The following is a 25,008-nucleotide window of genomic DNA, read 5'->3' as shown; positions in this document are numbered from 1 at the left end:
CTGCGGAAGCTTTAGACCGGCAGCCTCCCGGCACCGGCGAACAGCGTGGTGACGATGGGCACCACGATGGTGGGTAGCGGTTTGTGTGCCCGCAGCTCCGGCGTCCAGCCCGCGTCGGGGGCGAAGTCTGGGTCCTTCACGGCGTTGTAGGCGTCGATAAGGCTGACCGGGCCGTGGTTGACCCAGGTGCCTTTCTCGGTCAGTTTCGTTCCCTTCCAGTCCTTCAGGAGGCGATCGAGCGGGATCCCGCCGGAGACGTGGAAGAAGTTGTTCTCCAGAACGATGGCTGACTGGATGCCCAGCCCGACGCTGTAGTCGAAGGGCTCGCGCACTTTGAAGTAGTTGTTGTAGACGTCGACCTGACCGAACCGCACGCGCGGAGCGCGCTGGATCGACCCGTCAAACACGTTGTGGTGCAAGGTCACGCGCAACTTTCCGACATCGGGGCCGACGGTGTCGCTGGAGCCGATGAGAACGGTCTTGTCGTGGTTGGTGAAAACGTTCCACGACACGGTCACCAGGTCGGCCGTGTGCGTGATGTCGAGAGCGCCGTCGTGCATCTGCCATGGCCGTCCAAAGTAGACAGGCTGCGCTGAGTCGGGGTTGTCGCCATCGGTGAACGTGCAGTGATCGATCCAGACGTTGGTGGAGCGCCGGACCGACACGAGGTCGTATTCGGAGTTCCAGTTACCTTCGGCCCCATCGGTCGGGCGCCACCTCGGGAAGCAGTCGGCGGCGTCCTCTAGGCGCAGGTTGCGCACGATGACGTTGGGCGCGTTGTCAATCATGAGGGTCAGCTTCTTCAGCGTCGCCCCATGCTTGCCAAGGATCGTGGTGTTCGGGCCCACCTTGATTTCGGTGAGCGCCTTCTGCTTCGCGACCGACCGCACGCGGGCCTGCTCTAACGGTCCGCTCGGGTCGGTGGCTCGTCCCCACACCGCGGGGTCATAGGCGGCCAGATAGGCCTCAAGGCTGTACTCAGGATCGGCTAGGCCGGCGCACGAGGGGCCTTCAATCGTTCCGTCCACCAGGACGATCTTCGGAGCGCTGCCCAGGACGGCGGCAGCTAACTCGTCGCGGGTGTGGACGGTGACCACGGTCCCGCCGTGTCCACCCGTCGTGCCGGGGCCGGCCGAGCCCCAGCCGTCACTGGGCGGCAGAACCGGCGCTCCTAAAGCGACGGTCAATAACAAAGAAATGGCGCGCATAAACGAAAACTAGAAACGCATTACAGCGAAGTCAATGGATTCGATATGCAGGAATGTTGCAGTGAATTGGGAACACTTTTCCCTGCTCCGGGTGCCGAGACCGGGCTACCTGGTGCTATTGAATTCGCCATTCGAGCGGCCTACCCGATAGTTGCAGCGCCTCCCGTAACCTTTGCAGCCCACGGATTGCTGATCTCGTTTAGCAAAGCGAATTCCCGGCCACATTCCCGCAATATGGCCGCTATTCCGGGCAGTGTCCGCGTGCCGCCGCTGATCTCAGACGCGACAAGCGCAGGCTCCGGCATGGTGCTCAGCACTTGCACGATCGCGGTGAAATCACGTGTCTTCGCCAATGGCGCCAGCAGAGGCTCGCCACTGATCCGATGCGCGATGAGGTTGGCTAGCAACGAAACGCCGTTGTCGTGCCGGAAGTTTCCCTGAAACGGCCCGGCCGACAGCCAGCCGTCGGCGAACTCGTCTCCGGCGAGCGTGACGGCAATGAGAACGCGGTGCCCGTTGGCTAGTGTCAGCCGCAGGGTCGCGGTGTCGTCGACTTCAAGCTGTTCCCTGGTGCGGCACCAGGCGACTTCTACGCTAGCCAGCGGACTGTCGTTAACGGACAGTGCCTGCATGATCGCGTGGGCGAACGGGTTGCGCAACGCTCCGTCCAACGGCAGCCGCCCGGCCCAGGACGACCGGCTCCAGTACGCGTCGTCGCGCTGCCACGAGCTGACCACCGAGACGTCGCAGGGGGCGTGCCTTCGAAGCTCCGGCAGCTGAGGTGAACCGAGCGCCTGGAACCCGACTTGCACGAACCGTCCCGTCTCACCCTCCACCCTGGACAGTTCGTCATGCTCGGCCAGATTCAGCACCGGAGGCTTCTCCAGCAACACATCGGCCCCGGCCCGCAATGCCGCTGACGCGATGGGCAGATGGGTGGCCGGCGGTGTGCACACGATCACGACGTCGGGCTTGATGGCGGACAGCATGGCGTGGTGGTCACGGAACAAGGGCACGCCAGGTGGCGCGCCCTCGATGTCGGCGGGGTCGCACAACGCGACCAGATCAGGCACGTTGCGCCGGTGGTGCGCCCCGTGCCCGTTCGCGCCAACAAGTGCCACCCTCACGCCAAGCCCTCCGATCGCACCACTTCCGCTGCCCCGTGCCGGGCGAGCTCGCCCCGCCAAGTGGCGATCATGGCACGATGTGCCTCGCTGGGAACAGCCAGCACCCCGGATTCGCCGAACAGCGCTTCCGTGCTCAGATCCGCGCGCACCTTCTCGGCGAGCGGATCGTCCAGATCCGGTGTCATGGCGGCATATTCCGCCCACGCGGCCGCGATCAGCGTGGCCACCCGAGGCTCGGAAACCGCGTTCAGCACCGAGAGCAATCGTTGCGGCAATTTCTGCGTGCCGTCCATGGCGACCTGGCGGGTGCGATGCCCGAGGTCCGCGTTGGCGAAACGCTCCAGCGCCGATCGCCCATAAGCCACAACATCAACCCCCTCAGGGGGCACGAGGCAAGCACGCACCTCGGTTTCGACATACCGGTGCAGCAGCCCCGTCATGCCCGGCATGCGCAGCGCCTCAGCGATGGTGTCGCGGCCAGCGAGCGCCCCGAGATAGGCCAGCGCACTGTGCACACCGTTAAGGGCACGCAGTTTCAAGTGTTCCCACGGTGCGACATCTGACGTGAACTGGGCTCCAGCGGCGGCCCAGTCGGGACGTTCCGCGGCGAAGGAGTCCTCGATGACCCACTGGGAGAACGGCTCCGCCGCGACCGCGGCACGGTCCTCGCACCCGAGACCCGCTCGGACTTTCTCCAATATGGACGGTGTCGTCGCAGGGACGATCCGGTCCACCATGCTGCTCGGGAACGTGACGGCGGTCAGCTCGGGCGCCAGCCCGAGCACGACGCTGGCCAGGGTTGTCCCGTTGGACGGGAGGTTGTCGCAACTGAGCAGCGTTATGGGGGCTCCGCCTCGTACGCGTAGGCCGGTCACCAGGAGCCGCATGATGGCTGAATCGGCGTTGTAGGCCTTCTCCGTGACGGTCAGAGTCACGATTTTGTTCGCTGGGTCGGCCAGCTGCTTGATAACGGCGGCCGGGTCGGAGGCGGCGTGCAGCCCGTCGGACAGGACCGAAAGCACCTGCGCCTTAGGCGCTCCCCCGCCGACGGTGACGACGCTGAACAGCAAGTCCTGCTGTATCAGCGCGTCCAGCACACCATGCGACCGGGGCGCCACCGCGGTGATTCCCCAGTCGCCGCCACTGGCCGCCATCGCGGCCTCGGTGTAGACAGCTTGGTGGGCACGGAAAAACGCCCCGATTCCAAAATGGACGATGCCGCTCCCAAAGGACCCCGGCTCCACCAGCGGACCGCTGCCAGGTGGCAGGACCGCCGCACGGCTCAGTTTCGTGCCCATACCGGCCCGTCCGGGAAGGAGTAGTCCGCGATGGATTCGGGCTTGAGCGTCACGGAGTAGCCGGGCCGCACCGGAAGCTGATAACGCCCGCCGACGACGGTGATCGGGTCTTCGAAGTGCTCGTGCAGGTGATCGACGTATTCCACCATCCGGCCCTCCAGTGACGTGCCCACGCGCAGGTAGTCGAAAATCGACAGGTGCTGAACGTATTCGCATAGCCCGACGCCGCCCGCGTGTGGGCAGATCGGCACGCCGAACTTGGCCGCCAGCAAGATGATGCTCAGCACCTCGTTGACCCCGCCGACCCGGCAAGCGTCGACCTGGCACACGCCGATCGCGTTAGCTTGCAACAGCTGCTTGAAGATGACCCGGTTGGCGGCCACTTCACCGGTCGCGACCCGAACCGGCGACACGGCTCTAGCGATGGCGGCGTGCCCGAGCACATCGTCGGCGTGCGTTGGCTCCTCGATCCAGTAGGGCCGGAACTCGGCCAGCCGGGCCATGTTCTCGATTGCCTCTGGCACGTCCCACACCTGGTTGGCGTCCATCATCAGGAGCGCGTCGTCGCCGATGACCTCACGGATGAGCCGTGCTCTGCGCACATCGTCCTCGATCGGACCGCCGACCTTCATCTTCATGGCCCGCCAGCCCTTGGCGTAAGCCTCCTGGGTGAGAGCGCGAACCTGCTCGTCCGGGTAACCAAGCCACCCGACGGACGTGGTGTAGGACGGGAACCCGTCGCGCTCAAGCACTGTGAGCCGCTCGGCGTACCCGGCGCGGCGTTCCTCCAAAAGCGACAGTGCCTCCTCGGGAGTCAGGGCATCGGTGATGTGGTGGAAATCGATGTTGCGCACGAGTTCTTCTGACGGCATCTCGGCGAGCAAGCGCCACATGGGCTTGCCTTCAGCCTTGGCCCGCAAGTCCCACACCGCGTTGACGATCGCGCCAGCCGCCATGTGAATGACGCCCTTTTCCGGTCCCAGCCAGCGCAACTGAACGTCGGCGGTCAGTGAGCGCCAGAAGGTGACCGGCTCACCGAAGAACTCTTCTAGGGACCGGCCAACGACGTGATGCATGAGCGCTTCGATAGCGGCACAGGCGATCTCGTTACCCCGGCCGTTGGTGAAGGTGAACCCAGCACCGGTGACACCTTCGTCGGTCGACAACGCGACGTAGGCGGCGGAGTAGTCACCGCGGTTGATGGCATCCGAGCCATCCCCGGCGGCGGCGGTCGGGAAGCGGACGTCGTGCACGCGGTAAGCGGTGATTTTCAAAGCTTGAACACCTTCTTAGGCAAGTTGTAGGCAAGATCGGCGATCGTCTCAAGGGCTTCATCAAGCGACAGGCGGTGCTCGGCGACCAGGCGCGCCAGGAACCCGGCGTCCACGCGCCGGGAAACCTCGTGTCGCACCGGGATCGAGCAATAGGCACGGGTGTCATCGACGAATCCGGCGGTGTTGTAGAACCCAGCCGTCTCCGTGACGGCTTCGCGCCAGCGCCGCAAAGCCTCTGGCGCGTCAAGGAACCACCACGGTGCCCCGAGGAAAAGGGCCGGGTAGCCGCCGGCCAGGGGTGCCATTTCCCGGGTATACGTGTACTCATCAAGCGTGTAGATGACGACCCGCAACCGTGGATCGTGGCCATAGGCGTCGAGCAACGGCTTGAGCGCGAACGTGTATTCCGTCGCCTGCGGGATGTCGCCGCCGGTGTCGCGCCCGTAAGCGCGGTGCAGGTAACGGTTGTGGTTGCGTGACGATCCCGGGTGCAGCTGCATCACCAGGCCGTCGTCAAGCGACATCCGGGCGAACTCCATGAGCATGTGCGCACGGAACGCTTCGGCCTCACCGGGGCTGGCCATCCCGCGCAGGCCACGCTGATAGATGGCGGCCACGTCATCGGCGATGGCCACCTGTGCGGTGGGATGACCGTGGTCGGAGCACGTCGCACCGAACTCAATGAAGACCTCGCGCCGTTGCCGAAGCGCCTCAAGGAATCCCTCGAACGTCGAAGTGTCGCAACCGGAGATCTCACCGAGCCGTGCGACACGGTCGGGCCAGCCGGCCCAGTCCATGTCGACGACGTCATCGGGACGGAAAGTCGTGATGACTTTGCCCAGCCACCCGTCGGCCCTGAGCTTCGCGTGCCGCGACAGATCGTCCAAAGGCGACTCGGTCGTCGCGAGCACTTCGAGGTTGAACTTGGCGAACAAGGCACGGGGCCGAAACTCTGGCTGCCCCAGCTTTTCGGCGAGCTGATCGTAGGTTTCATAGGTCAGTGGGGGCTCGATGCCGAAGACTTGCCGCAACGTTTGCTCTAACCACAATTTCGAGGGGGTACCACGAAAGAGGTGCCAGTTGTCGGCGAAGGTACGCCAGATCCGCCGTGGATCGGTCTGTGTCTGGCCACCGTCGACGCGCCGCACCCCGAGCTCCGACGGCGGAATCCCCTGGCTCAGCAGCATTCTGGTCAGGTAGTGATCGGGAGTGATGATGAGCTGAGCCGGATCCGGAAACGCGGCGTCATCGGCGAGGATTCCCGGATCCACATGCCCGTGTGGACTGATCAGCGGCAGCTCCCGCACGTGCGCGAAAAGCTCACGGGCGATCTCCCTCGTGCGCTGATCAGCCGGGAACAGCAGGTCTTCCATGCGGTTCAGCTCTCCCATTCAGTTAGGTCAAGAAGGTCGCTGGCCCGCACGGACCGTTGCGTCCTCATAGATTCGTTCGCGGCCAGCCCGGTCAGCAGCGCCCAGGCACCGTCGGTCGCCGTCGGGGCGCTGGCCGCGGAGAAGATGGCCGCCACCATGCGGCTGTCGGCTCCACCGTGCCCTGTCTTTTCATAGGTCGCCACGGGAAGGTCCTGTGGTGGCTGCCAGAAGTGGCGCAGGCGCAGCGATACGCCTCCCTGCTCGGCAGCGGCTTCGGCGCCGTGCAGGGCAGCGGAATGTCCTTTGACCGCACCGGAAACACCCGGCGCGACGTGGTCTGATTCGGTGAGGTCGAGTTCCAGGCGCCCTTGGCTGCCATTGAACGCGATGCGCAAACCCTCCCAGGGCGAGAAGGCCGTCAGGTGATAGGACATCGTGGCCCCGCTGGCATAACGCACGAGCACCGCGAGGTCGTCCTCAATGGACACTCCCGGGGCGAAAACATTGAGGTCACGCTGGTAGCCGTCGTGCTCCTCGGCATCGAGATAGAGCGCCTTCATCGCGGGGTTGTCCTGCAACGACAAGGCAAACGGATCGCCCACCGCTTCAGCCGTCCCGTGCGCACGGGCATAGCCGCGGTCATAGCCGTGCCTGCGGCCCGCTTCCCCGTAGAAGAACAGCTTGCCCTGAGCGGAAACTTGCTCCGGCGTGGTGCCCAGCCACCAGTTGATGAGGTCGAAATGGTGCGTCGCCTTGTGCACGAGCAGCCCGCCTGACTGGGCCTTGTCGCGATGCCACCGGCGGAAGTAATCCGCGCCGTGCCGCACGTCCAGCAACCATTCAAAGTGGACGGAGCTGATCTCCCCGATGCGGGGCAAGACCTGCTTCACCTGGGCGTAAACCGGGTGATAGCGGTAGTTGAAGGCGACCGTGACCAAGCCGGCGGTCCGCTTCTGAGCGTCCAGAATGCGGCGAGCCTTTGCGGCGTCAGTTGTCATCGGCTTTTCTGTGATGACGTGCGCGCCAGCGTCGAGGCCCGCGACGATGTGCTCATCGTGCGTGGCGTCAGGACTGCACACGACCAGGACGTCGGCCCTCTCCGCGGCCAGCATCCTTGCCACGTCAGCCGATTGCGCGATCACCCAGCTCGCTGGAGCGGCATGGCCGGATACCGCTTCACCAGCCGGAGCCGGCTGCGAACGGTTGCCGGCGATGAGGCGCTGGAAAGCGGCTAGCCGGGCCGGATTGGTGTCGGCAAGAGCGACGAGATCGCCGTGCTGGCGCAGCTCATGCGCCCACATTTGGGCCCTGGCCCCGGTTCCCACGATTGCTGCCCGCACTGCGGGTGCTCCCCTCTCTGGCGGTGAGCGACTACAAACGTTTGCAGTGGAACTAACCATCGCGCCTCAGAAACGTCAATAGGCCGCCCCCTAATGCCCGATTTTGTGGTAGTTAAAGCACCCCCAAGGTCCACCGTCGTCATCAGAACGAAACCTGGGAGCGTTGACAGACCCGCAACCGTTTGCATTAATGACACCGTGCCAGCCACTATCCGAGATGTCGCCCGAGTGAGCGGCGTGCACGTGTCCACCGTGTCGCGCACGTTCAGTGCGCCGCATTTGGTTAACCCGTCCACACGGGCTCGTGTGCTGGAGTTCGCCGAACAACTCGGCTACCGGCCCAACCGGGCCGCACGGGCGCTGATCACCGGCCGCACGCACAACATCGGCCTGATCGTCGCCGACATTGCTAACCCCTTCTTCCCGCCACTGATCAAAGCGGCGGAAAGCCATGCCAGGGCAAGGGATTACCACGTTTTCGTCGCTGACACCAATGAAGACGCTGGTGTCGAAGAAGAACTCGTGCTCGCTCTGGCCAAGCAGGTGGATGGGGTGCTGCTGTGCAGTCCCCGCATGAGCAATACCCAGATCGAGCGGCTCTCGCGCGACGTTCCGCTAGTCGTGGTCAACCGTCCCGTTCCGGGTCTGCCTGCCGTGGTGATGGATGTGGCCCAGGGTGCCCGGCTCGCTATAGAGCACCTGATAACGCTGGGCCACCGGGAGATCGCACTTTTGGGCGGGCCCCGTGGTTCGTGGACGAACCGCGAGATTCGCCGCTCCGCTACGCTCGCGGCTCGCGCCGCTGGCAGCGGGCTTACCGTGCTCGGCCCCAATCCGCCCACCGAAGACAGTGGCGCGGCACAGGCCGAGGCTGTTTTGCGCACCGGCGCCACGGCGGTGCTGGCTTACAACGATCTGATGGCGGTTGGCCTGATCGATGGGCTCGACCGTCTTGGGGTGAGTGTTCCGGGCCAGATAAGCGTTGTCGGCATTGACGACACCGCGCTGAGCCGCCGCACCCGCCCGACTTTGACCACGGTGGCCACCCCAACCGCGGCCGCCGGACGGGCGGCCGTCGACATGCTCTTGCAGCACGGCGACGACCGTCGAACCACAGCTTTGGTCACGCTTCAGACCGAGCTCGTCATCCGCGACTCCTCTGGGGTCCGCGCGAGCTAGGAACCCGGGCAGGCATCGCACTGCCCGCCCGGGCAGCGGAGCGATCGGAAAACTACATCAAGGAGTGATGCATGCACCGCGCCGCAACATCACACGTTACAACCAGGCGCAGCCTGCTGTTGGCTGCCCTGGCCGCTCCAGTCCTCGCCGCGTGCGGCACGGAAGGGAGCCAAGCCGAGCCCGAATCGACGGCCCCGGTTGAGCTATCCGTTTTCTGGTGGGGTGCCGAGGCCCGGGCGAAGGCGACTGAAGAAGCGCTCAAGCTCTACACGGCTAAGTACCCATTCGTGACGTTCAAGACCACGTGGCAGGGTAATCAGGGCTACTACGACAAGCTCGCCACCATGGCCGCGGGCGGCAACGCACCGGATATCTTCCAGATCGATGACGGCGCGCTCAGCGAATACGGCGAGCGCGGTGTGACCTTGGACCTGACGCCGTATAAGGCCAACGGCAAGCTCGACGTCTCGAAGTTCCCGGAAAGCCTCTGGAAATACGGCGAGGTTGACGGGAAGCTCGCGGGAGTGCCAACGGGTGAGAACACGCCCGGCATGATCTACAACAAGCAGCTCTGCGCCGACCTGGGCGTGCCGGAACCAACGACCGGCATGAGCTGGGATGCCCTGATCAGCTGGGGCGAACAGATTTACACCAAGTCGGGCGGCAAGGTCTTTGGCACCATGGACCCCAGCGCCGACTACAAGGCGCTGTGGATGTGGCTGCGCCAGCAGGGCAAGGAGCTCTACAAGGGCAAGGCCATCGGGGCGAGCAAGGAAGATCTCGTCGCGTGGTTCAAGCTGTGGCAAGGCGCCCGTGATCGCAAGGCCGCCCCGAGCGCCGACATCATCCACGAGGCCAACGGTGGCGACGTCACCAAGCAGCTCGTGGTGACCGGCAAAGCGGCCACCTCGTTCCTGTGGGCCAACCAGATCACCGAGGTGCAGAAGCTGTCCAAGCAAGCCCTCGGCGTCGTGGCCTACCCCGGCAACCCCAGCGCGCAATGGGCTCGTGCGGCGCTCTACTTCTCGATCGCCCGCAGCAGCACCAAGCGCGACCGGGCGGTCGACGTCGTTAACTTCCTGGTTAACTCCCCGGAAGTGGGCAAGCTGTGGGGTGCCGACCGTGGCCTGTCGGCCAACCTCGACGTCCGTAAGGCCGTCGCGGACGGGCTGACCGACGCGACACAGAAGACGGCCTTCGCCTTCGAAACCGATCTGGCGCCCAAGTTCGGCCAGGCACCGCCTGTGCCGCCGAAGGGACACGTCAAGGCTCGCGCTCTGCTCATCACCCACGCGGAGAGCGTCCAATATGGAAAGGCGACGCCTGAGGCGGCCGCCGAGGCCTACCTCAAGGAAGCGAACGCGGCGATAGCCAGCTAGTCCCCCTCACCTGGGCGGCCGCAAACCCTTGCGCGGCCGCCCTTTCCCTTAAGGAGAGTGCAATGGCGGTGCGCCGCCGTGAGGGGATAGCGGGCTACACGTTCCTTTCCCCTTGGTTACTTGGGCTGTTCGGGATCACCGCGATTCCGATGATCGGCTCCCTGATCCTGAGCTTCACCAACTATGACCTGCTTTCGCCATGGTCGGAGCTGGAGTGGGTGGGTGTGCGCAACTACGCGCGCATGTTCGCCGACGATCCGCACTATGTCGAAGCGGTCATCGTGACGGTCGTCTTCGCCCTTGTCGCGGTGCCCCTCAAGCTCGGAGCGGCACTCGGTGTCGCCTTGCTGCTCAACCGGAACAGCCGCGCGAACGGACTGTTCCGTGGGCTGTTCTATCTACCCTCTCTCCTTGGCGGCAGTGTCGCGCTAGCGCTCGTGTGGCGGGCGATGTGGTCCAAAGACGGTGCCGTTAATGGCTTCCTGGGCCTTTTCGGGATCGAGGGAATGAACTGGATCAACGAGCCCGACTGGGCTCTGTCCACTTTGGTGGTTCTGGCGGTCTGGCAGTTCGGTGCGCCGATGGTGATTTTCCTGGCTGGGCTCAAACAGATTCCTGCCGAGCTCTACGAAGCCGCCTCGGTGGACGGAGCGTCCCGTGCCCGGTTGTTCTGGCACATCACGCTTCCGGGCCTGTCCCCCGTCATCTTCTTCAACCTCGTGCTGGAAACCATCAACGGGTTCCAGGGCTTCACTTCGGCCTACGTGGTGTCAGGTGGCACCGGTGGCCCGGTGGACTCGACCCTGATGTACACGCTTTACCTGTATCAGGCGGGCTTCACCGACTACGAGATGGGCTACGCCTCCGCGATGGCCTGGGTGTTCCTGATCGCGATCGCCGTCATCACCGCGATCGTCTTCTCCACTGGAAAATTCTGGGTTCATTACGGAGATCAGTCATGAGGAAGGTCCTGATCATCGCCCTGCTGGCGATCGTGGTTTACCCGATCGTCTGGATGCTGGGCACCTCGTTCAAACCGAACGACGAAATCGTCGCCTCGATCAACCTGTGGCCGCAGGACCCGACACTCGGCAACTATCCCGAAGGCTGGTCCAGCATGGACGTTGGCTTCGGGACGTTCTTCGCCAACAGCGCGCTGATCGCCGGGCTGACCGTGGTGGCCAACTGCGTATCCTGTCTGCTGGCCGCCTATGCGTTCGCCCGCTTGCGGTTTCGCGCCCGCAAGCTGTGGTTCGCCTTGATGATCGGCACGCTGCTGCTACCCGGGCACGTGCTGATCGTGCCGCAGTACATCTTGTTCAAGCAGTTTGACTGGATCAATACGCCGCTGCCTTTGATCATTCCGAAACTCCTTGCCACGGAGGCGTTCTTCATCTTCCTCATGGTGCAGTTCATGCGGGGCATCCCCAAGGAGCTAGACGAGGCTGCTGTCATTGACGGCTGCGGTCCGTTCCAAGTGTTCCTTCAGGTCATCTTGCCGCTGTCCAAGCCAGCACTCGTGACCACGGCGATCTTCTCATTCATCTGGACGTGGAATGACTTCCTCACCCAGCTGATCTATCTGAACGATCTGGAGAACATCACGGTTCCAGTGGCGTTGCGCAACTTCCTCGACTCGACGGGTCAAACGTCGCTCGGGCCCATGTTCGCGATGTCAGTGCTTTCGCTCGTTCCCGTGTTCCTGTTCTTCGTCGTGTTCCAGCGCATGCTGGTTCAGGGCATCAACACCACGGGCCTCAAGGGCTAGAGTTAGGTCGCTGGTGCGGTTTGGAGGCCGCACCAGCACCTACTTTTACGGATAGGCGAAGTCGGCCCAGGGCAAGCTTTCCGAAGCCTCCCGCAGCACATTCGACACCGACTGCACCGGTTTCCAGGAGTTGCCGTCACCGGCGACGTGGAACGGGTAGTCCGGGTCGGCGATGAAAGACGCGGCCGCGAGCTGTGGTGTGTAGCCGACAAACCAGGCGGCACGCGTGTCGTCGGTAGTGCCGGTCTTGCCCGCGACGGGACGGCCGACCGCTCCATAAACAGCACCGGCTGTGGACCAATCGCCGCACGGTCCGCCGACGGCGCCGTAGCCGGTCACGCAACGGGCGGCATCGGTGGCCGCGCGGGCGACCCAGGGCTCCACGGCTTGATGACAACCCGGGTCGACCTTCTCCCCGTTGATGGCCGCAACCGGCGTCGGCGGACAGTAAAGTCCCTCCGCCGCAACGGTCGCGAACGCGTTAGCCATCTCCAGCGGTGTCGTGTCAGCGGTCCCTAGCGTGAACGAGCCCCACAAGTGTGCTCTCCGCGGGTCGCTGGCGATCGCGGCGTCGACCTCTGAGCGCCACCGCAAGCCGAGCCGTTCCGCCATTTTGACGGCGTTCTCAGCTCCGATCGTTTGTTCCAGCTGCACGAAGTAGGTGTTCACCGACTTGCCGAAGCCCGACCACATGGTTTGGCGGCCAGTCATAGCCTCGTTGGCGTTGCTGGGGCACCAGCGGTCTCCGCAACTGCTCGGGTGGCCAATCTCGCCCGGGTACATCGAGGTGTACCTCATCGGTGCGTCGTAACTTGTCGTGAGCGGATGCCCTTGTTCGATCGCGGCGAGCATCGTGAAAATCTTGAAGGTCGAGCCAGCTTGGTATCCGGGCAGATCGCCGCCGCCGAGCAGCGGGTTGACGGTGTTCGGGTAGTTACCCGGCACGTCCCGCTTGTTCGGGTCCGTGTTCGGGCCGTTGCCACTCTGGTCGATCGAATAGACCCGGTTGACCGCCATCGCCTTGACCAAACCGGTGCCCGGTTCGATCACGACCACACCGTGAGCATAGGAGCTGTTCGCCGACTCCTTCTCGTTGATCTGAGCCATCGCGGAGGCTTGGATATTCGGGTCTATGGACGTCGTTATCGCGTACCCACCTCGTCTGAGATTGGCGAGGCGCTGCGGTGGCGTGGCGCCGAACGACGGCTGCTGGGCCCACCAGGTTTTGAACAGGTCGCAGAAGAAGCCCCAGTCGCTGTGCTCAGAGGGCACCGAGATGCAGTCGTTTGGTGGCTCAAACACATTGAGCCGCAACGGTTCTGCCGCTGCCGCCTCGGCTTCGGCCGCCGAGACATAGTTGTTGGCGGCCATCTGGCGCAACACCCAGTTGCGCCGCTCGACGGCGAGTTTCGGGTCCTGTGACGCCGGGTCGAAGTCGGTCGGCGCCTTGACCAGACCGGCGAGGAGGGCGGCCTCGGAAAGCGCCAGATCCTTGGGCTCCTTGGAGAAGTAGATCTGAGCGGCGGCCAGCGCACCGTAGGCACGGTGACCGAAGTAGGCGCCGTTGAGATAGCGCTCGAGAATCTCCGGCTTTGACAGCTGCTTTTCCAGCGCCGTAGCCAGGCGGACCTCGCGCAGCTTGCGCTCATTGGTCTGCTCGGTCGCCTCAAGCACTTCTTCAGCGTTCACGGCACTGTCTCGCAAAGCCATGCGCACGTATTGCATAGTCAGCGTCGAGCCGCCCTGCGAGACTTCGCCGGCTTGCTGGTTGGCCACGAACGCACGGGCCAGGCCCTTCACATCAACGCCGTTGTGTTCGTAGAAGCGGGCATCTTCGGCGGATACCACCGCGTCGCGCAGGTACGGGCTGATCTCGCCCAGGGGCACGTAGCGGCGGTACTCCTCGTAGAACGTTGTCAGAAGCGTCTTGCCATCATTGGCGTAGATATAGCTTGTCTGACCGGTTTTTGGCTGTTTGAGCTCAGAAGACAATGCCAGGAACATGTCCGATCCTGCTTTGACTGTCCGGCCGGCGACGATGGCGACAGGAGTGGCGAGCAGGGCTACCACCAGCCCAGCTATAAGGCCCCAGCGCAGCAGGCGTGGAATGCTCCCCCAAAAGCGAACCACCCTTCGACGCTACCGAAGCCCAGCTCAGACGGTATCGATTATGGCGAATCATCGATGTCTACAGTGGACCAGGTCTGGCCGGACAGACAATTTTTTGACACCGCTTGGCAAGGTGCCGAGAAAGGCTGTAGGCTCGCCCGCAGTGCTCGTCCCGACGGTTCCCCCCGTGATCGCCGGGACGGGCCTCTTCTTTTATTCAGTCCTGATGACGGTGAAGGCTTCAGCTAGCCTCCCGGCGGGCAGCCCCAGCGCACCGGCCACATCGGACAGACGCTGCCGCAACATCTCCTCCAGGCCCGTCATGTGCGATGTCTGCGAAACGTGCTCTCGCAGCGCCGCGAGCTTGCGGCCAAACGTTTCGGTCACGTCGACCGGGTGATCCGGTGACGGACCGCCGGAGTACCAGATCTCCCGCACTGTCCAAGCCGGAAGGCCGAGATCCATGTGGGCGAACGGGTTGCGTGCGTCGGGGTAGACCGCACAGGTGACGGCTTCGCCGACCGCCAGGTGATCGGGGTGGCTCGGCCCAGCGATCCGGTCCCAGCGGCGCAACGGCGCGCTCGTCAGGAGGCGATCGGGACGGTAGCGCCGGATCGCGGCCGTCAGATCGCGCCGCAACTCAAGCGACGGCGTGACCGACCCATCGCGGTATCCCTCAAGGAACTCGACGTCCTTCACACCGACCGCGGCGGCCGCGGCCCGCTGCTCCGCTTCACGCAGCAACGGCATTTGCTCGCGGGGAGTGTCATCGAACCCGCCCGCGTCCCCACGCGTGACGAGCAGGTAGCTGACTTCTAGACCTGCATCAACCCAGGAGGCGACGGTTCCGGCCGAACCAAAATCGACGTCGTCGGGATGAGCGAAAACGCAGAGGACCCGCTGCACGTCCGGCAGCGGGTCCGCAGATGGAGCAAAACTCATGGGCAAAACTCTAAAGAGCGCAGAGTTTTGCCCATGCGGCACTAGGCACCCTGCAATTCCGATTCGCTCCGCAAGCGTCGCTCATGCTGAAAGCTTAAGAGCTTAGCCGTGGTGGGCTGGGTGGGCTTTCGTTCCAGAGCCGGTCGAGCGCGGTGGCCACGTAGAGGTACCGCTTGCCAGCTTCGGCGGTGGTGTCGACGAAGGTGGTCTCCTTGCCGCTCCGGCGGACGGTGCCCAAAAGGTTGCGAGCGTCGTCGCAGCCGATCTCCGAATCCTGGTCGACCCGGTAGATGGCGTAGGACTTGATGTCACCCCAGATGTGGCGGATGGTCAGGGTGACGCCACTCGCGTCGCGGGTGTCCTTGACGATCACCGGGAACAACATCGGCCCGGCAGGAAGGTGTGGCATCCGCGGGACGAGGGCTGGCCGGGAGTAGTGGTCGGCGATGAACTGAGTCGACGAACCGATCGGGTCGGCCATGACGATCTTCGCCCGGAAGTGGATGTCACCGTCCACATTGGGGTATGCCTGGTTGAACGTCAGGTGCTTGCTGATCTCCGCCGGGTCGAACCAGGCGGCGGGCTGCCCGGCAAGGGCCACCTTGTAGTTGGCCTGGCCGATGTAGAGGTGCACGCGGGTGCCCTCCATGACGTCGTTCCACCACGGCACGAGTTTGGCGTAGTCAGCCACGGCGAGCCCGATGTGCCAGTAGATCTGCGGCACGATGTAGTCGATCCACTGCTCCTTGACCCACTTGCGGGTGTCGGCGAAGTTAGCGTCGTAGGACTGGGTGCCGTTGGTCTCCGAGCCGAGCGGATCGGAACCCACGTTGCGCCAGATGCCGAACGGGCTAACGCCGAACTTGACCCACGGCTTGACCGCCTTGATCTTCTCGTTCATTTCCTTGATGAGCAGATCGATGTTGTTGCGGCGCCAGTCGGCCTTGTTCGCCCAGCCAGCACCGTGTTCGGCGAAGGTCGTCGCGTCCCCGAAGTCCTGCCCGGCGGCCGGGTAGGGGTAGAAGTAGTCGTCGAAGTGCACACCATCGATGTCGTACTTCTGCACCGCGTCGAGGACCGCGTTCTGCACGAACTCGCGCACGGCCGGGATGCCGGGGTTGTAGTAAAGCCGGGCGCCCGCGGCGGCGACCGGGTAGGGCACCGTCCATTCCGGATGGTTGCGCACCGGGTGGTCGGCCGGCAGCTTCGTGAGGTCGACACCGGCTTCGGTGGCCGAGGCCGGCATGCTGATCCGGTAGGGGTTGAACCACGCGTGGAACTCGAGGTTGCGGGCGTGCGCCTCCGAAAGCAGGAAGGCCAGCGGATCCCAGCCCGGGTCCTGACCCGCGGTGCCGCTGAGATAACGCGACCACGGCTCCAGCGCGCCCGGCCAGAACGAGTCTGCCGTTGGCCGGACCTGCACGATGACCGCGTTCATCTTCGCGGCGACCGCGTATTCCAGGCACTGGAGATATTCGGCTTTCATCGTTTCGATGTCGCCCGGGGACGGCCAGTCGAGCCGCTGCACGGTCGCGATCCACATCGCACGGAACTGACGCTTCGGTGTGAACGGGTTCGGCTCACACTCCGGCGCCGTCGTGGGCTCCGCGCTCACGGGAGCGGAAAACCCAAGCGGCACAACAAAAGCGGCTGAACCAGCCGCGAGGAGGACGTTTCTGCGGGTGGCTTTCATGGTGGAAAGCTTCAACACCCCGCCGCCCGATGTCAATAGTTAACGATCACCTCTAAGAGGAAGTGAATTGTTCACAAGGAGTGTTTGGCGGCAGATTGCCCGTCCTCGCCGCGACCGCTAGCAGACGCGCACCGTCCACACTGGACCCTAGGGCGGGCCGTAACGTGGCGTCAGCGGCCGCCAGAGCGGTCTGAAACGGCTCTGTCAGCGCGGGGCCGGCTTGGAACAGATTTCCCGTCAGGGCGATGTGCCGCGGCGAGCCTGGAACGATCGCCGCCACTGCCGTGTCGGCTAGGTGGCGTCCCGCTTCGGCCAGAATTTCCCCCGCGACCGGGTCGCCGTCGTCCGCGGCTTGCTTCACCGCCGGGACGAAGCCTGCCATGACACCCGCCCGGTCCGGCCGGTCCCGCAGCAGGGCCACCAACGCGGCCGGCTCGCCAAAGCGCTCCTTCAGCGCTTGCAGCAACGGCTCAGACCCGCCGGGGCGCGCGTCGGCGAAGCGGAGCGCGGCCGACAGCGCCGTGCGCCCGATCCAGCTCCCGCCGCCGAAGTCGCCCACGAGATAACCCCAGCCATCCACCCGCGACCAGGTGCCCTTCAAATCCGTCCCGAGAGCGACGGCGCCGGTGCCCGCGGCGAGAACCACACCAGGTGCCAGACCGAGCGCCCCGGCATAACTGGAAACCATGTCAGAGCACAGCAGCAGATGCGGCGCATGCGTCAAAAGCTTGTGCGGCAAGCGTTCCCGCAATTCAGCGCCGGTGAGCACGAAACCGGTCGCGCCGACCGCGATCGCGTCCACGCTGCTCAAATGGGTTCGTGCCAGCAATTCCGTGACCAAATCGATAACAGTCTGCGCACGATCTGTCACGCCAAGTAGCTCAGATTGCGCCAGGAGATGACCACCATCAGCCAACGCCGCCCGCGCGCCGGTTCCGCCCAGGTCGACTCCGATAACCAGCATGCGCCGTACCTTAGCAGTGATCCGAAAATCATTAACTGCTCGATCACGATTCACGTTAACTATTGACACCAGCCGGGTTCTGAGGGAACTATCGGGCTCACATTCGTTCAACGAAGGAACGGAACCCCTTTAATGAGTGCAGAAAAAATCCGCCGCCGCACGGTGCTCGGCACCGCGGCTGCGGCGTCGCTGGCCCCGGCTGGCCTGCTTACGGGCTGCGCGCTTGGCTCGGATGAAGGCAACAACCAGGCCGAGGGCGAGAAGAACACGAAGAACCCATTGGGTGTCAAGGAAGATGCGCCGCTTGACGTGGTCATCTTCAATGGCGGCTTCGGCGAAGACTACGCCAAGGCACACCAGGTTATGTACAAGGAGAGCTTCCCCAAGGCCGAGGTCAAACACACGGCGGTCGTTGAGATCGGGAAGACCCTGCAGCCGCGATTCATCGAGGGCAACCCTCCAGACTTCATTAACAACTCCGGCTCCAACGCGATGGACGCGGGCAAGCTGGTCGCCGAGGAACAGCTCACAGACCTCAAGGAGCTGCTAGACGTGCCGAGCCTGGACCAGCCAGGCAAAACGGTCCGCCAGACGCTGCTTCCGGGTGCGGTCGAGACGGGCATGTTCGACGGCAAGATGTTCATCCTGAACTACGCCTACACCGTGTATGGCATCTGGTATTCCAAGAAGCTCTTCGCTGACAAGGGCTGGGAATACGGCAAGACCTGGGACGACCACATCGCCCTGTGCAAGAAGATCAAGGCCTCGGGTATGGCGCCGTGGACTTACGCCGGTGTGCACCCGCGCTACATGAGCTGGCCGGTCATCTCGACCGCCGTCAAGTTCGCCGGCAAGCAGGTCGCGCTCGACATCGACAACCTGGTGCCGAACGCGTGGCAGTCCGAGGGCATGAAGATGGCAGCCGACGCCTGGTACCAGATCGTCAAGGACAAGTACATCCTCGACGGCTCGCCTGGCTTGGACCACAAGCAGTCGCAGACCGAGTGGTGCAAGGGCAACGCGGCGTTCATCTCCTGCGGTTCGTGGCTGGAAAACGAGCAAGCCGCGGTGACACCGCAAGGTTTCAACATGACCGTCGCTCCGACGCCGAGCCTCGGCGCGGGTGACAAGCTTCCGTTCGCCGCGATCCGTGGCACGGCAGGCGAGCCCTACATCGTTCCGGCCAAGGCGAAGAACCCGCGCGGTGGCATGGAACTGATGCGGCACATGCTTTCCATGAAGGGCGCCAAGGACTTCACCGGCAAGGTCAAGAGCCTGACCATCGTGGCGGGCGCGGCCGACGGCCTGTCCTTCACGCCGGGTCTGGCATCGTGTGTCGAGGCCATCAAGGCCTCTGGTGACAACGGCTTCAACTGGATTTACCAGATTTACTACCGCAAGCTCGAGCGCAACCTCGTTGACGCGGCTTGTGGCGAGTTCTTCTCCGGCCGGTCGACCCCGGCGGAGTTCCTCGCGGCGTGCCAAAAGGGTGCCGACGAGATCGCCAAGGACGCCAGCTTCAAGAAGTACAAGCGGTCATAACCGTGAAACACGGCAAATACCCGTTGCTGGCAGCATTCTTGCTGCCAGCACTCGGGCTGTATGGGGTCTTTGTCCTCGCGCCTTACGCGCAGGCCTTCCTGATCGCGATGACCGACGCCAGCGGGCTGTCCAACCGCTACAAGTTCGTTGGGCTGGACAACTTCGTCGCACTGTTCAAAGACGAGTACTTCCGCAATGCCCTGTGGCACAACGCTTTGCTGCTCGTGCTGTTGCCAGCCATCACGATCCTGCTCGGTCTGTTCCTGGCCTCGCTGCTCAACGTCGGCGGCACCTCGAAGCGAGCGGTCAGTGGCCTGCGCGGTTCTGGCTTCTACAAAATCATCTACTTCGTGCCGCAGGTGCTGTCAGTCGCCGTGATTGGCGTGCTGTGGAAAGAAATCTACAACCCGCGCAGCGGCATCCTGAACAGTGGCCTGCGGGCTGTCGGGCTCGACAGTTTCGCCGGCGACAACCTCGGCAACCCCGACATGGCGTTCTGGCTGGTGCTCGCGGTGATGGTCTGGGCGAACGTCGGCTTCTACGTTGTCCTGTTTGGAGCGGCGATGTCGTCGATTCCACGCGACATCTACGAAGCTGCCGCCCTCGACGGCACGTCCCGCTGGACCACCCTGTTTCGCATCACGCTGCCGCTGGTGTGGGACACGGTTCAGGTCGCCTGGGTTTACCTGGCGGTGATCGCCCTGGACGGATTCGCCATCGTGCAGATCATGACCCGCGGCGGTCCCAACTTCTCCACCGACGTGGCGGGCCAGCGCATGTATGACACCGCGTTCACCGACAGCCGCTTCGGCATGGCCTCGGCCATGGGTGTGGTCCTGTTCTTCTTCACGCTGTCGGTCACCTTGGTGGCCCTTCGCCTTACCAAGCGGGAAAGGATTGAGCTGGCATGAAGTTCAAGCTGCACAACCCTTTCTCCCAGGGCTTCCTGGTCATTTGGGGCCTAATGACGGCGTTGCCCCTGCTGTGGGTCATCGCCAGCGCGTTCAAGGACGACAACGAGATCCTGAGCGACCCGTGGGGGCTGCCCGGCGCACTGCGCTTTGGCAACTTCGCCCGCGCGTGGACGCACGCGAGCATCGGCGAATACTTCCTCAACAGCGTCATCGTGCTGTCGGTGTCACTGACCTTGACGATGTTCCTCGGCGCCACGGCGGCATACGCCCTCGCCAGGTACGACTTCTGGGGTAACCGTTTCATCTACTACCTGTTCGTCGGTGGGATGATGTTCCCCGTCTTCTTGGCTCTGGTGCCGCTGTTCCTCGTTGTGCGCCAGCTCGGCCTGCTGAACTCGCTGCCTGGGCTAATGCTGGTCTACACGGCGTATTCGCTGCCGTTCACCGTGTTCTTCTTATCCGCCTTTTTCCGCACTTTGCCGACACAAGTAGCGGAGGCGGCGATGATCGACGGGGCAGGGCCGTTCCGGCTCTTCTTCCGGGTCATGCTGCCGATGGCCAAACCTGGCCTCATCAGCGTCGGAATCTTCAACCTGCTCGGCCAGTGGAACCAGTACATCATTCCGGTAGTCCTGGTCAGCAGCGACGAAGACAAATACACGCTGGCACAAGGGCTGGCGGCGCTAGCGATTAGCGAAGGCTACCGGGGTGACTATTCACGGCTGTTCGCCGGCCTGACCCTGGCCATGCTTCCGGTGCTTATCGTTTACGCCGTCTTCCAGCGTCAGGTCCAATCCGGACTTACCGCGGGCCAGTTGAAGTAGGAGATAAACGATGACGACCGAAACCACTGCCGAAAGCAGCGCCGAAACCCTGCTCGTCCGCCTGCGCGGGCTCCTGCCGACGCTGGCCGAATCCGAGCGGGCCGTTGGGCGCCTCGTCCTCGACCAGCCCGCTGAGATCGCCCGGGTGGGGATCTCGGAACTGGCTCGCAGGGCAGGCACCTCCGCCACTACTGTCACCCGCTTCTGCCGCAGCATCGGGCTCAACGGGTACCAGGAACTGCGGTTGCTGCTGGCCGTCGCCGGATACAAGCAGGAGGCGGCGGGCCGCCAGCTCCCGATCGGGGCCGAGGCCGAGATCGCGGCGGATGACCCGCTGCCCGCGATAACCCGCAAAATCGCCATCGCGTCACAGCAGGCCATCCAGGACACCCTGGAGACCTTCGACATCAGTGCCCTTGCCGGTGCCGTGGAGGTTCTTGCCACGGCCCGCAAAGTCGACATCTACGGCGTTGGCTCCTCCGACGTCGTGGTCGCCGACTTGCACCACAAGCTGTCCCATCTCGGGCTGATCGCGGTCGCGTACTCAGACGTGCACCGTTCTATCGCCTCTGCCGCGCATCTGGGCGAGGGCGACGTCGCGATCGGGGTTTCCCACTCCGGGCGCACGACCGAGGTGCTCGACCCGATGCGTGTCGCGGCGGAACGCGGCGCGAAGACCATCGCGGTCACGAACTACCCCCACTCCCCACTCGCTTCCCAAGTGGACATTGTGCTCGCCAGCGCTGGCCAGGAAGACGTGCTCTTCCGGACCGGTGCCACCGTCAGCCGCATTGCCCAGCTGTATGTCACGGACTGCTTGTTCGTCGCGCTGGCCCAGCATCGAGGTGAGCAGACGTGGGCGGCGTTTGAGCAAGTCCATCAGGCAGTCTCCTCGAGGACAGGTGAACGTGCACGTAGCCGCCGTACCAACTGAGGACCGTAATCCCGCCTCGATGGATTTGGATTCCTTACCTTTATCCGACGTACTGCGACTGATCAACCAGGAGGACCAGACCGTCCCCTTAGCGGTCTCGAAGGTACTGCCGCAGATCGAACTGGCCGTCCACGCCGGAGTACGAGCGCTGCGCTCGGGAGGGCGCATCCACTACTTCGGCGCGGGCACGTCAGGCCGGGCCGCGTTCGCCGATGCCGCCGAGCTGCGCCCGACGTTCAGCCTCGCCTCAGATCAGGTTGTCGCGCACGTCGCGGGTGGCCTGGAGGCGTTGTGGAACGCGGTCGAGCAGGCCGAAGATGACGCTGAGGCCGGTGCGCGCGATGCGCGAGATGTCACGGCGAACGACCTCGTCATAGGCGTAGCGGCTTCCGGCGCGACCCCTTATGTGGCTGGCGCTCTCAAACACGCCCGCTCCGTGGGAGCGACAACAGCGCTCATTTCCTCGAACCCGCAAGCTCCGCTGCATGAGTTCTCGGATATCGCGATCGCTGTCGAAACCGGGCCGGAAGTGATCACTGGCTCGACCCGGATGAAGGCCGGCACGGCGGCAAAACTAGTGCTGACAACGTTTTCGACCGCAGTTATGGTCCGCATTGGACGGACGTGGTCCAACCTGATGGTGTGCGCGGTGCCGACCAACGCCAAGCTGCGCCAGCGAGCCGTGCGCACGCTCGTCAGCGCGACGGGGCTGCCGGCCGAAACGGCACAGGCCGCGATCGCTCAAGCCGACGAGGAACTGCCGGTGGCCTTGGTCATGCTGCTGTCCTCCGTCGACGCGGCGACCGCGCGGTCGGCTCTGGTCGCGAGCCAGGGCATGGTGGCTGACGCTGTGCGGCGATTAAGCTGAACCGGCGCTAAGCTGGCGCCATGACTGCCAGTTCCGGCTCGGGTAACGCCATTGAAAAGGCGCTTACCGTGCTGGAAGCACTGTCAGAGCACGAGCGCATCACCGATTTAGCGGCGAAGACCGGGCTGCCGAAGTCGACCGTCCACCGCATCCTGCAATCCCTTACCGGATATGGGTTCGCGGTGCCGGATGGCATCGGGGGCTACCTGCCCGGTCCGCGCATTCTCACGCTGGCCGGCAAGGTGATGCACCGCTTTGACCCGGCCCGGCAAGCCGATCCCGCCCTGCGCGCGCTGCGCGACCACACCGGTCACACGGTTCATTTCGCGCTGCGCAACGGCGATGAGGCGGTTTATGTCGAGAAGCTGTCCGGGCACAGGCCTTATCAGATGACTTCACGCATTGGCCAAAGCCTGCCGCTGCACAGCACCGCCATCGGCAAGGCCATCCTCGCGACCCTGGCCGACGATGAGGTCACCGGCATCTGCGCCCGCGCGGGGCTCGCCTCCCGCACGCCGTCCACGCTCACCTCATCGTCGGCTTTGCTCGCCCACTTGACCGCCGTGCGCCAGGCCGGCTTCGCGATCGATGACGAGGAAAACGAGCCCGGTCTGCGCTGCGTCGGCGCCGCCGTGACCGGGCACCACGGACAGATCCTTGGCGCCATAAGCGTTTCCACGCTCGCGCACGAACTATCCTTAAAGGACGCCCAAGCCCTCGGCCCGCTGGTCGTCAAGACCGCGCAGGAAGTGTCCGCCGCTCTAGGTGGGCACGAGACTGGGTCAGGGAAGGGATAAAGCCCGTGCCGCCTTGGCCGCCGAGCGAGAGCGAGGCGGCTGCCATCGCTACGCCGGCTGCTTCCGGGAGGGTGTCGCCTAGGGCTAGCCGAGCCGTGAGGGTACCAGCGAAGCAGTCCCCCGCCCCGGTGGAGTCGATGACGGCTGGCGCCGGGATGACCGGCAGCGCGGTGTGACCGTCCGCGGTGGACAGCAGCAAGCCATCGGTGCCACAGGTGACGACAGCGACCGGCGTGCCCGCGTCATGGCAGTGCCGTGCTGCCGCCACGGGATCGGTGACGCCGAACAGCGGGGCCGTGTCGCCAGGCGAGGAAGGCAGCGCGACGGACAGATGCGGTGCGATGGTGCCGAAGAAGGCACGCGCCGCCGAAGCGGAAGTCAAGCGGGGGCGGAAATTCGGGTCGTAGACGACTGTCCCGCCGGCCGAGTGCACAAGTTTTGCCGAGTGCAGAACCGTTGCCGCGCATGATGCGGACAGCGCGGCGGTGATGCCGCTGAGCAAGACCGAGCGGGCGTTCACGACACCGGCTGCGTCCACATCAGACGGTTGCAGGCGGGTCGCGGCGGAGCCGGCGCGCAGGTAGGCGAATTCCCTAGTACCCCCTGGGTCTGCCCCTAAGACATAGGCACCGGTTTGGCCGGGGTCGCGCACGATGAGGCAGGTGTCAACACCTGCCGTGGCAAGGAATCCGATGAGACGATCGGATAGTTCGTCGCCGCCAAGGCGTGTTAGCAGAGCCACGTGTGCCCCGGCAGCGGCCGCGGCGACGGCGGCGTTGAGGGCGTCGCCAGAGAAGGAAAGCGTGAAGGTGCCTGCCGAAGTCAGCGGCCCGTCAGCGGAGAACTCCAGCAACGGTTCCCCGATCACGACAACGTCATAAGTCACGGAGCACCACCGGAATCTGGGCGAGGTCACTGCCGATACCAACGGCGATAGCGCCAGCGGCGAGCCATTGCGCGGCGTCGGCTGGTTTGATGCCGCCTGTGGGCATCACGCGGGCACCGGGCAGCACGGCGAGGAGGGACTTGAGATAGGCCGGGCCGAGCGCGGAGGCGGGAAAGAGCTTGGCGACACCGTGCGCACAAGCGGAGGCGATCTCGCCTGGCGTGAAACCGCCTTCCAGGAACGGGATCTCAGCCACAGCACGCACTTCGGGAGCGGGGAACGGGCTCACCAGGAAGGCCGCCCCGCTCGCGGTGGCCTCGCGCGCGTCGGCCGCAGTGACGATCGTTCCGGCGCCCAGCACAGCATCAGGGAACTCGGCTCGCAGTTTCCGTAGCACCGAGGGCCAGCCCGGCGTGGTCGCGGTCAGTTCCACGACGGACAGTCCAGAGTGGAGTAAGCCTGCGGCGGCCACGTAGGCACTGTCGGCGTCGGCAGTGCGGATGACCGGGACGATCCGTGCACGTTCCAGAATTGCAGCAATGCGTTCCATCAGACGGAACGATAGAACGCCCACCCCGTCCTGTCCAGC

The 25,008-nt window shown here is 64.4% G+C and carries 22 protein-coding genes; 10 read left to right on the top strand and 12 right to left on the bottom strand.

Annotated features, from left to right (window positions below; genetic code table 11):
* Nucleotides 1-11 precede the first annotated feature (11 nt).
* The 6 genes from A3E1_RS0110915 to A3E1_RS0110890 form a co-directional block, all read right to left on the bottom strand.
* A complete protein-coding gene (locus A3E1_RS0110915) occupies nt 12-1,208 on the bottom strand; it encodes a pectate lyase family protein (RefSeq protein ID WP_020520802.1) in 1,197 nt (398 codons plus the stop codon).
* Between the two features lie 140 nt (nt 1,209-1,348).
* On the bottom strand, nt 1,349-2,335 hold the full coding sequence (locus A3E1_RS39805; protein WP_040390734.1) for a Gfo/Idh/MocA family protein: 987 nt from the start codon (nt 2,333-2,335) through the stop codon (nt 1,349-1,351).
* Nucleotides 2,332-3,633: a mannitol dehydrogenase family protein gene (locus A3E1_RS39800; RefSeq protein WP_020520800.1), complete on the bottom strand. Its 1,302-nt coding sequence runs from the start codon at nt 3,631-3,633 to the stop codon at nt 2,332-2,334. Before A3E1_RS39800 ends, A3E1_RS39805 begins: the two co-directional genes overlap by 4 nt.
* Nucleotides 3,618-4,907 (bottom strand): enolase C-terminal domain-like protein, encoded by a 1,290-nt coding sequence (locus tag A3E1_RS0110900; RefSeq protein WP_020520799.1) that lies wholly within the window; start codon nt 4,905-4,907, stop codon nt 3,618-3,620. The genes A3E1_RS39800 and A3E1_RS0110900 overlap by 16 nt, the downstream gene beginning before the upstream one ends.
* Complete coding sequence (gene uxaC / locus A3E1_RS0110895; protein WP_020520798.1) at nt 4,904-6,298, bottom strand: glucuronate isomerase; 1,395 nt, start codon at nt 6,296-6,298, stop codon at nt 4,904-4,906. Before uxaC ends, A3E1_RS0110900 begins: the two co-directional genes overlap by 4 nt.
* Nucleotides 6,286-7,680, bottom strand: a complete 1,395-nt coding sequence (locus A3E1_RS0110890) for a Gfo/Idh/MocA family protein (protein WP_040390733.1) — start codon at nt 7,678-7,680, stop codon at nt 6,286-6,288. The genes uxaC and A3E1_RS0110890 overlap by 13 nt, the downstream gene beginning before the upstream one ends.
* Nucleotides 7,681-7,818: 138 nt before the next feature.
* On the opposite strand from A3E1_RS0110890, the gene A3E1_RS0110885 reads away from it, so the two are divergent.
* The 4 genes from A3E1_RS0110885 (at nt 7,819) to A3E1_RS0110870 (ending at nt 11,946) form a co-directional block, all read left to right on the top strand.
* Nucleotides 7,819-8,799 (top strand): LacI family DNA-binding transcriptional regulator, encoded by a 981-nt coding sequence (locus A3E1_RS0110885; protein ID WP_026208306.1) that lies wholly within the window; start codon nt 7,819-7,821, stop codon nt 8,797-8,799.
* 71 nt (nt 8,800-8,870) lie between these two features.
* The gene (locus A3E1_RS0110880) at nt 8,871-10,178 is read left to right on the top strand and encodes an ABC transporter substrate-binding protein (RefSeq protein ID WP_020520795.1); all 1,308 of its coding nucleotides are present in this window, start codon (nt 8,871-8,873) and stop codon (nt 10,176-10,178) included.
* A gap of 62 nt (nt 10,179-10,240) precedes the next feature.
* Nucleotides 10,241-11,140: a carbohydrate ABC transporter permease gene (locus tag A3E1_RS0110875; RefSeq protein WP_020520794.1), complete on the top strand. Its 900-nt coding sequence runs from the start codon at nt 10,241-10,243 to the stop codon at nt 11,138-11,140.
* Nucleotides 11,137-11,946: a carbohydrate ABC transporter permease gene (locus A3E1_RS0110870; protein ID WP_020520793.1), complete on the top strand. Its 810-nt coding sequence runs from the start codon at nt 11,137-11,139 to the stop codon at nt 11,944-11,946. Before A3E1_RS0110875 ends, A3E1_RS0110870 begins: the two co-directional genes overlap by 4 nt.
* Before the next feature lie 45 nt (nt 11,947-11,991).
* Here A3E1_RS0110870 and A3E1_RS0110865 read toward each other — a convergent pair whose 3' ends face one another.
* From A3E1_RS0110865 to A3E1_RS39795, 4 genes are all read right to left on the bottom strand, one after another.
* Complete coding sequence (locus A3E1_RS0110865; RefSeq protein ID WP_026208304.1) at nt 11,992-14,076, bottom strand: transglycosylase domain-containing protein; 2,085 nt, start codon at nt 14,074-14,076, stop codon at nt 11,992-11,994.
* A gap of 192 nt (nt 14,077-14,268) precedes the next feature.
* A complete protein-coding gene (locus A3E1_RS0110860; RefSeq protein ID WP_026208303.1) occupies nt 14,269-14,997 on the bottom strand; it encodes a PIG-L deacetylase family protein in 729 nt (242 codons plus the stop codon).
* 94 nt (nt 14,998-15,091) lie between these two features.
* On the bottom strand, nt 15,092-16,690 hold the full coding sequence (locus A3E1_RS0110855; protein ID WP_026208302.1) for a glycoside hydrolase family 10 protein: 1,599 nt from the start codon (nt 16,688-16,690) through the stop codon (nt 15,092-15,094).
* A gap of 52 nt (nt 16,691-16,742) precedes the next feature.
* Nucleotides 16,743-17,654 (bottom strand): N-acetylglucosamine kinase, encoded by a 912-nt coding sequence (locus A3E1_RS39795; protein WP_020520789.1) that lies wholly within the window; start codon nt 17,652-17,654, stop codon nt 16,743-16,745.
* Between the two features lie 132 nt (nt 17,655-17,786).
* Between A3E1_RS39795 and ngcE the strand changes: the two genes are divergently transcribed.
* From ngcE to A3E1_RS0110820, 6 genes are read left to right on the top strand one after another with little or no spacing between them, the layout of a single operon-like run.
* Nucleotides 17,787-19,196: an N-acetylglucosamine/diacetylchitobiose ABC transporter substrate-binding protein gene (ngcE, locus tag A3E1_RS0110845; protein ID WP_020520788.1), complete on the top strand. Its 1,410-nt coding sequence runs from the start codon at nt 17,787-17,789 to the stop codon at nt 19,194-19,196.
* Nucleotides 19,197-19,198: 2 nt separating this feature from the next.
* A complete protein-coding gene (locus A3E1_RS0110840) occupies nt 19,199-20,107 on the top strand; it encodes a carbohydrate ABC transporter permease (RefSeq protein ID WP_020520787.1) in 909 nt (302 codons plus the stop codon).
* Nucleotides 20,104-20,934, top strand: a complete 831-nt coding sequence (locus tag A3E1_RS0110835; protein ID WP_020520786.1) for a carbohydrate ABC transporter permease — start codon at nt 20,104-20,106, stop codon at nt 20,932-20,934. The genes A3E1_RS0110840 and A3E1_RS0110835 overlap by 4 nt, the downstream gene beginning before the upstream one ends.
* Before the next feature lie 10 nt (nt 20,935-20,944).
* Nucleotides 20,945-21,868: a MurR/RpiR family transcriptional regulator gene (locus A3E1_RS0110830; RefSeq protein ID WP_020520785.1), complete on the top strand. Its 924-nt coding sequence runs from the start codon at nt 20,945-20,947 to the stop codon at nt 21,866-21,868.
* Nucleotides 21,837-22,736, top strand: coding sequence for an N-acetylmuramic acid 6-phosphate etherase (gene murQ / locus A3E1_RS0110825; protein WP_026208300.1), 900 nt, complete (start codon nt 21,837-21,839; stop codon nt 22,734-22,736). The genes A3E1_RS0110830 and murQ overlap by 32 nt, the downstream gene beginning before the upstream one ends.
* Nucleotides 22,737-22,756: 20 nt before the next feature.
* Nucleotides 22,757-23,533 carry an IclR family transcriptional regulator gene (locus A3E1_RS0110820; RefSeq protein WP_020520783.1) on the top strand — a complete coding sequence of 259 codons (777 nt, stop codon included), beginning with the start codon at nt 22,757-22,759 and terminating at the stop codon, nt 23,531-23,533.
* Here the strand turns inward: A3E1_RS0110820 and A3E1_RS0110815 are convergent.
* Both A3E1_RS0110815 and A3E1_RS0110810 read right to left on the bottom strand, forming a co-directional pair.
* Entirely contained in the window at nt 23,469-24,419 is a 951-nt protein-coding gene (locus A3E1_RS0110815; protein ID WP_020520782.1) for a sugar kinase, read from the bottom strand. The genes A3E1_RS0110820 and A3E1_RS0110815 overlap by 65 nt on opposite strands.
* Nucleotides 24,409-24,969 (bottom strand): bifunctional 4-hydroxy-2-oxoglutarate aldolase/2-dehydro-3-deoxy-phosphogluconate aldolase, encoded by a 561-nt coding sequence (locus tag A3E1_RS0110810; RefSeq protein ID WP_020520781.1) that lies wholly within the window; start codon nt 24,967-24,969, stop codon nt 24,409-24,411. The genes A3E1_RS0110815 and A3E1_RS0110810 overlap by 11 nt, the downstream gene beginning before the upstream one ends.
* Between the last annotated feature and the right edge of the window lie 39 nt (nt 24,970-25,008).

This window comes from Catelliglobosispora koreensis DSM 44566 (assembly GCF_000379685.1).
Classification (GTDB): domain Bacteria; phylum Actinomycetota; class Actinomycetes; order Mycobacteriales; family Micromonosporaceae; genus Catelliglobosispora; species Catelliglobosispora koreensis.
The sequence above is the reverse complement of the archived record's forward strand: the minus strand, read 5'-3'. Positions and strand labels throughout refer to the sequence as shown.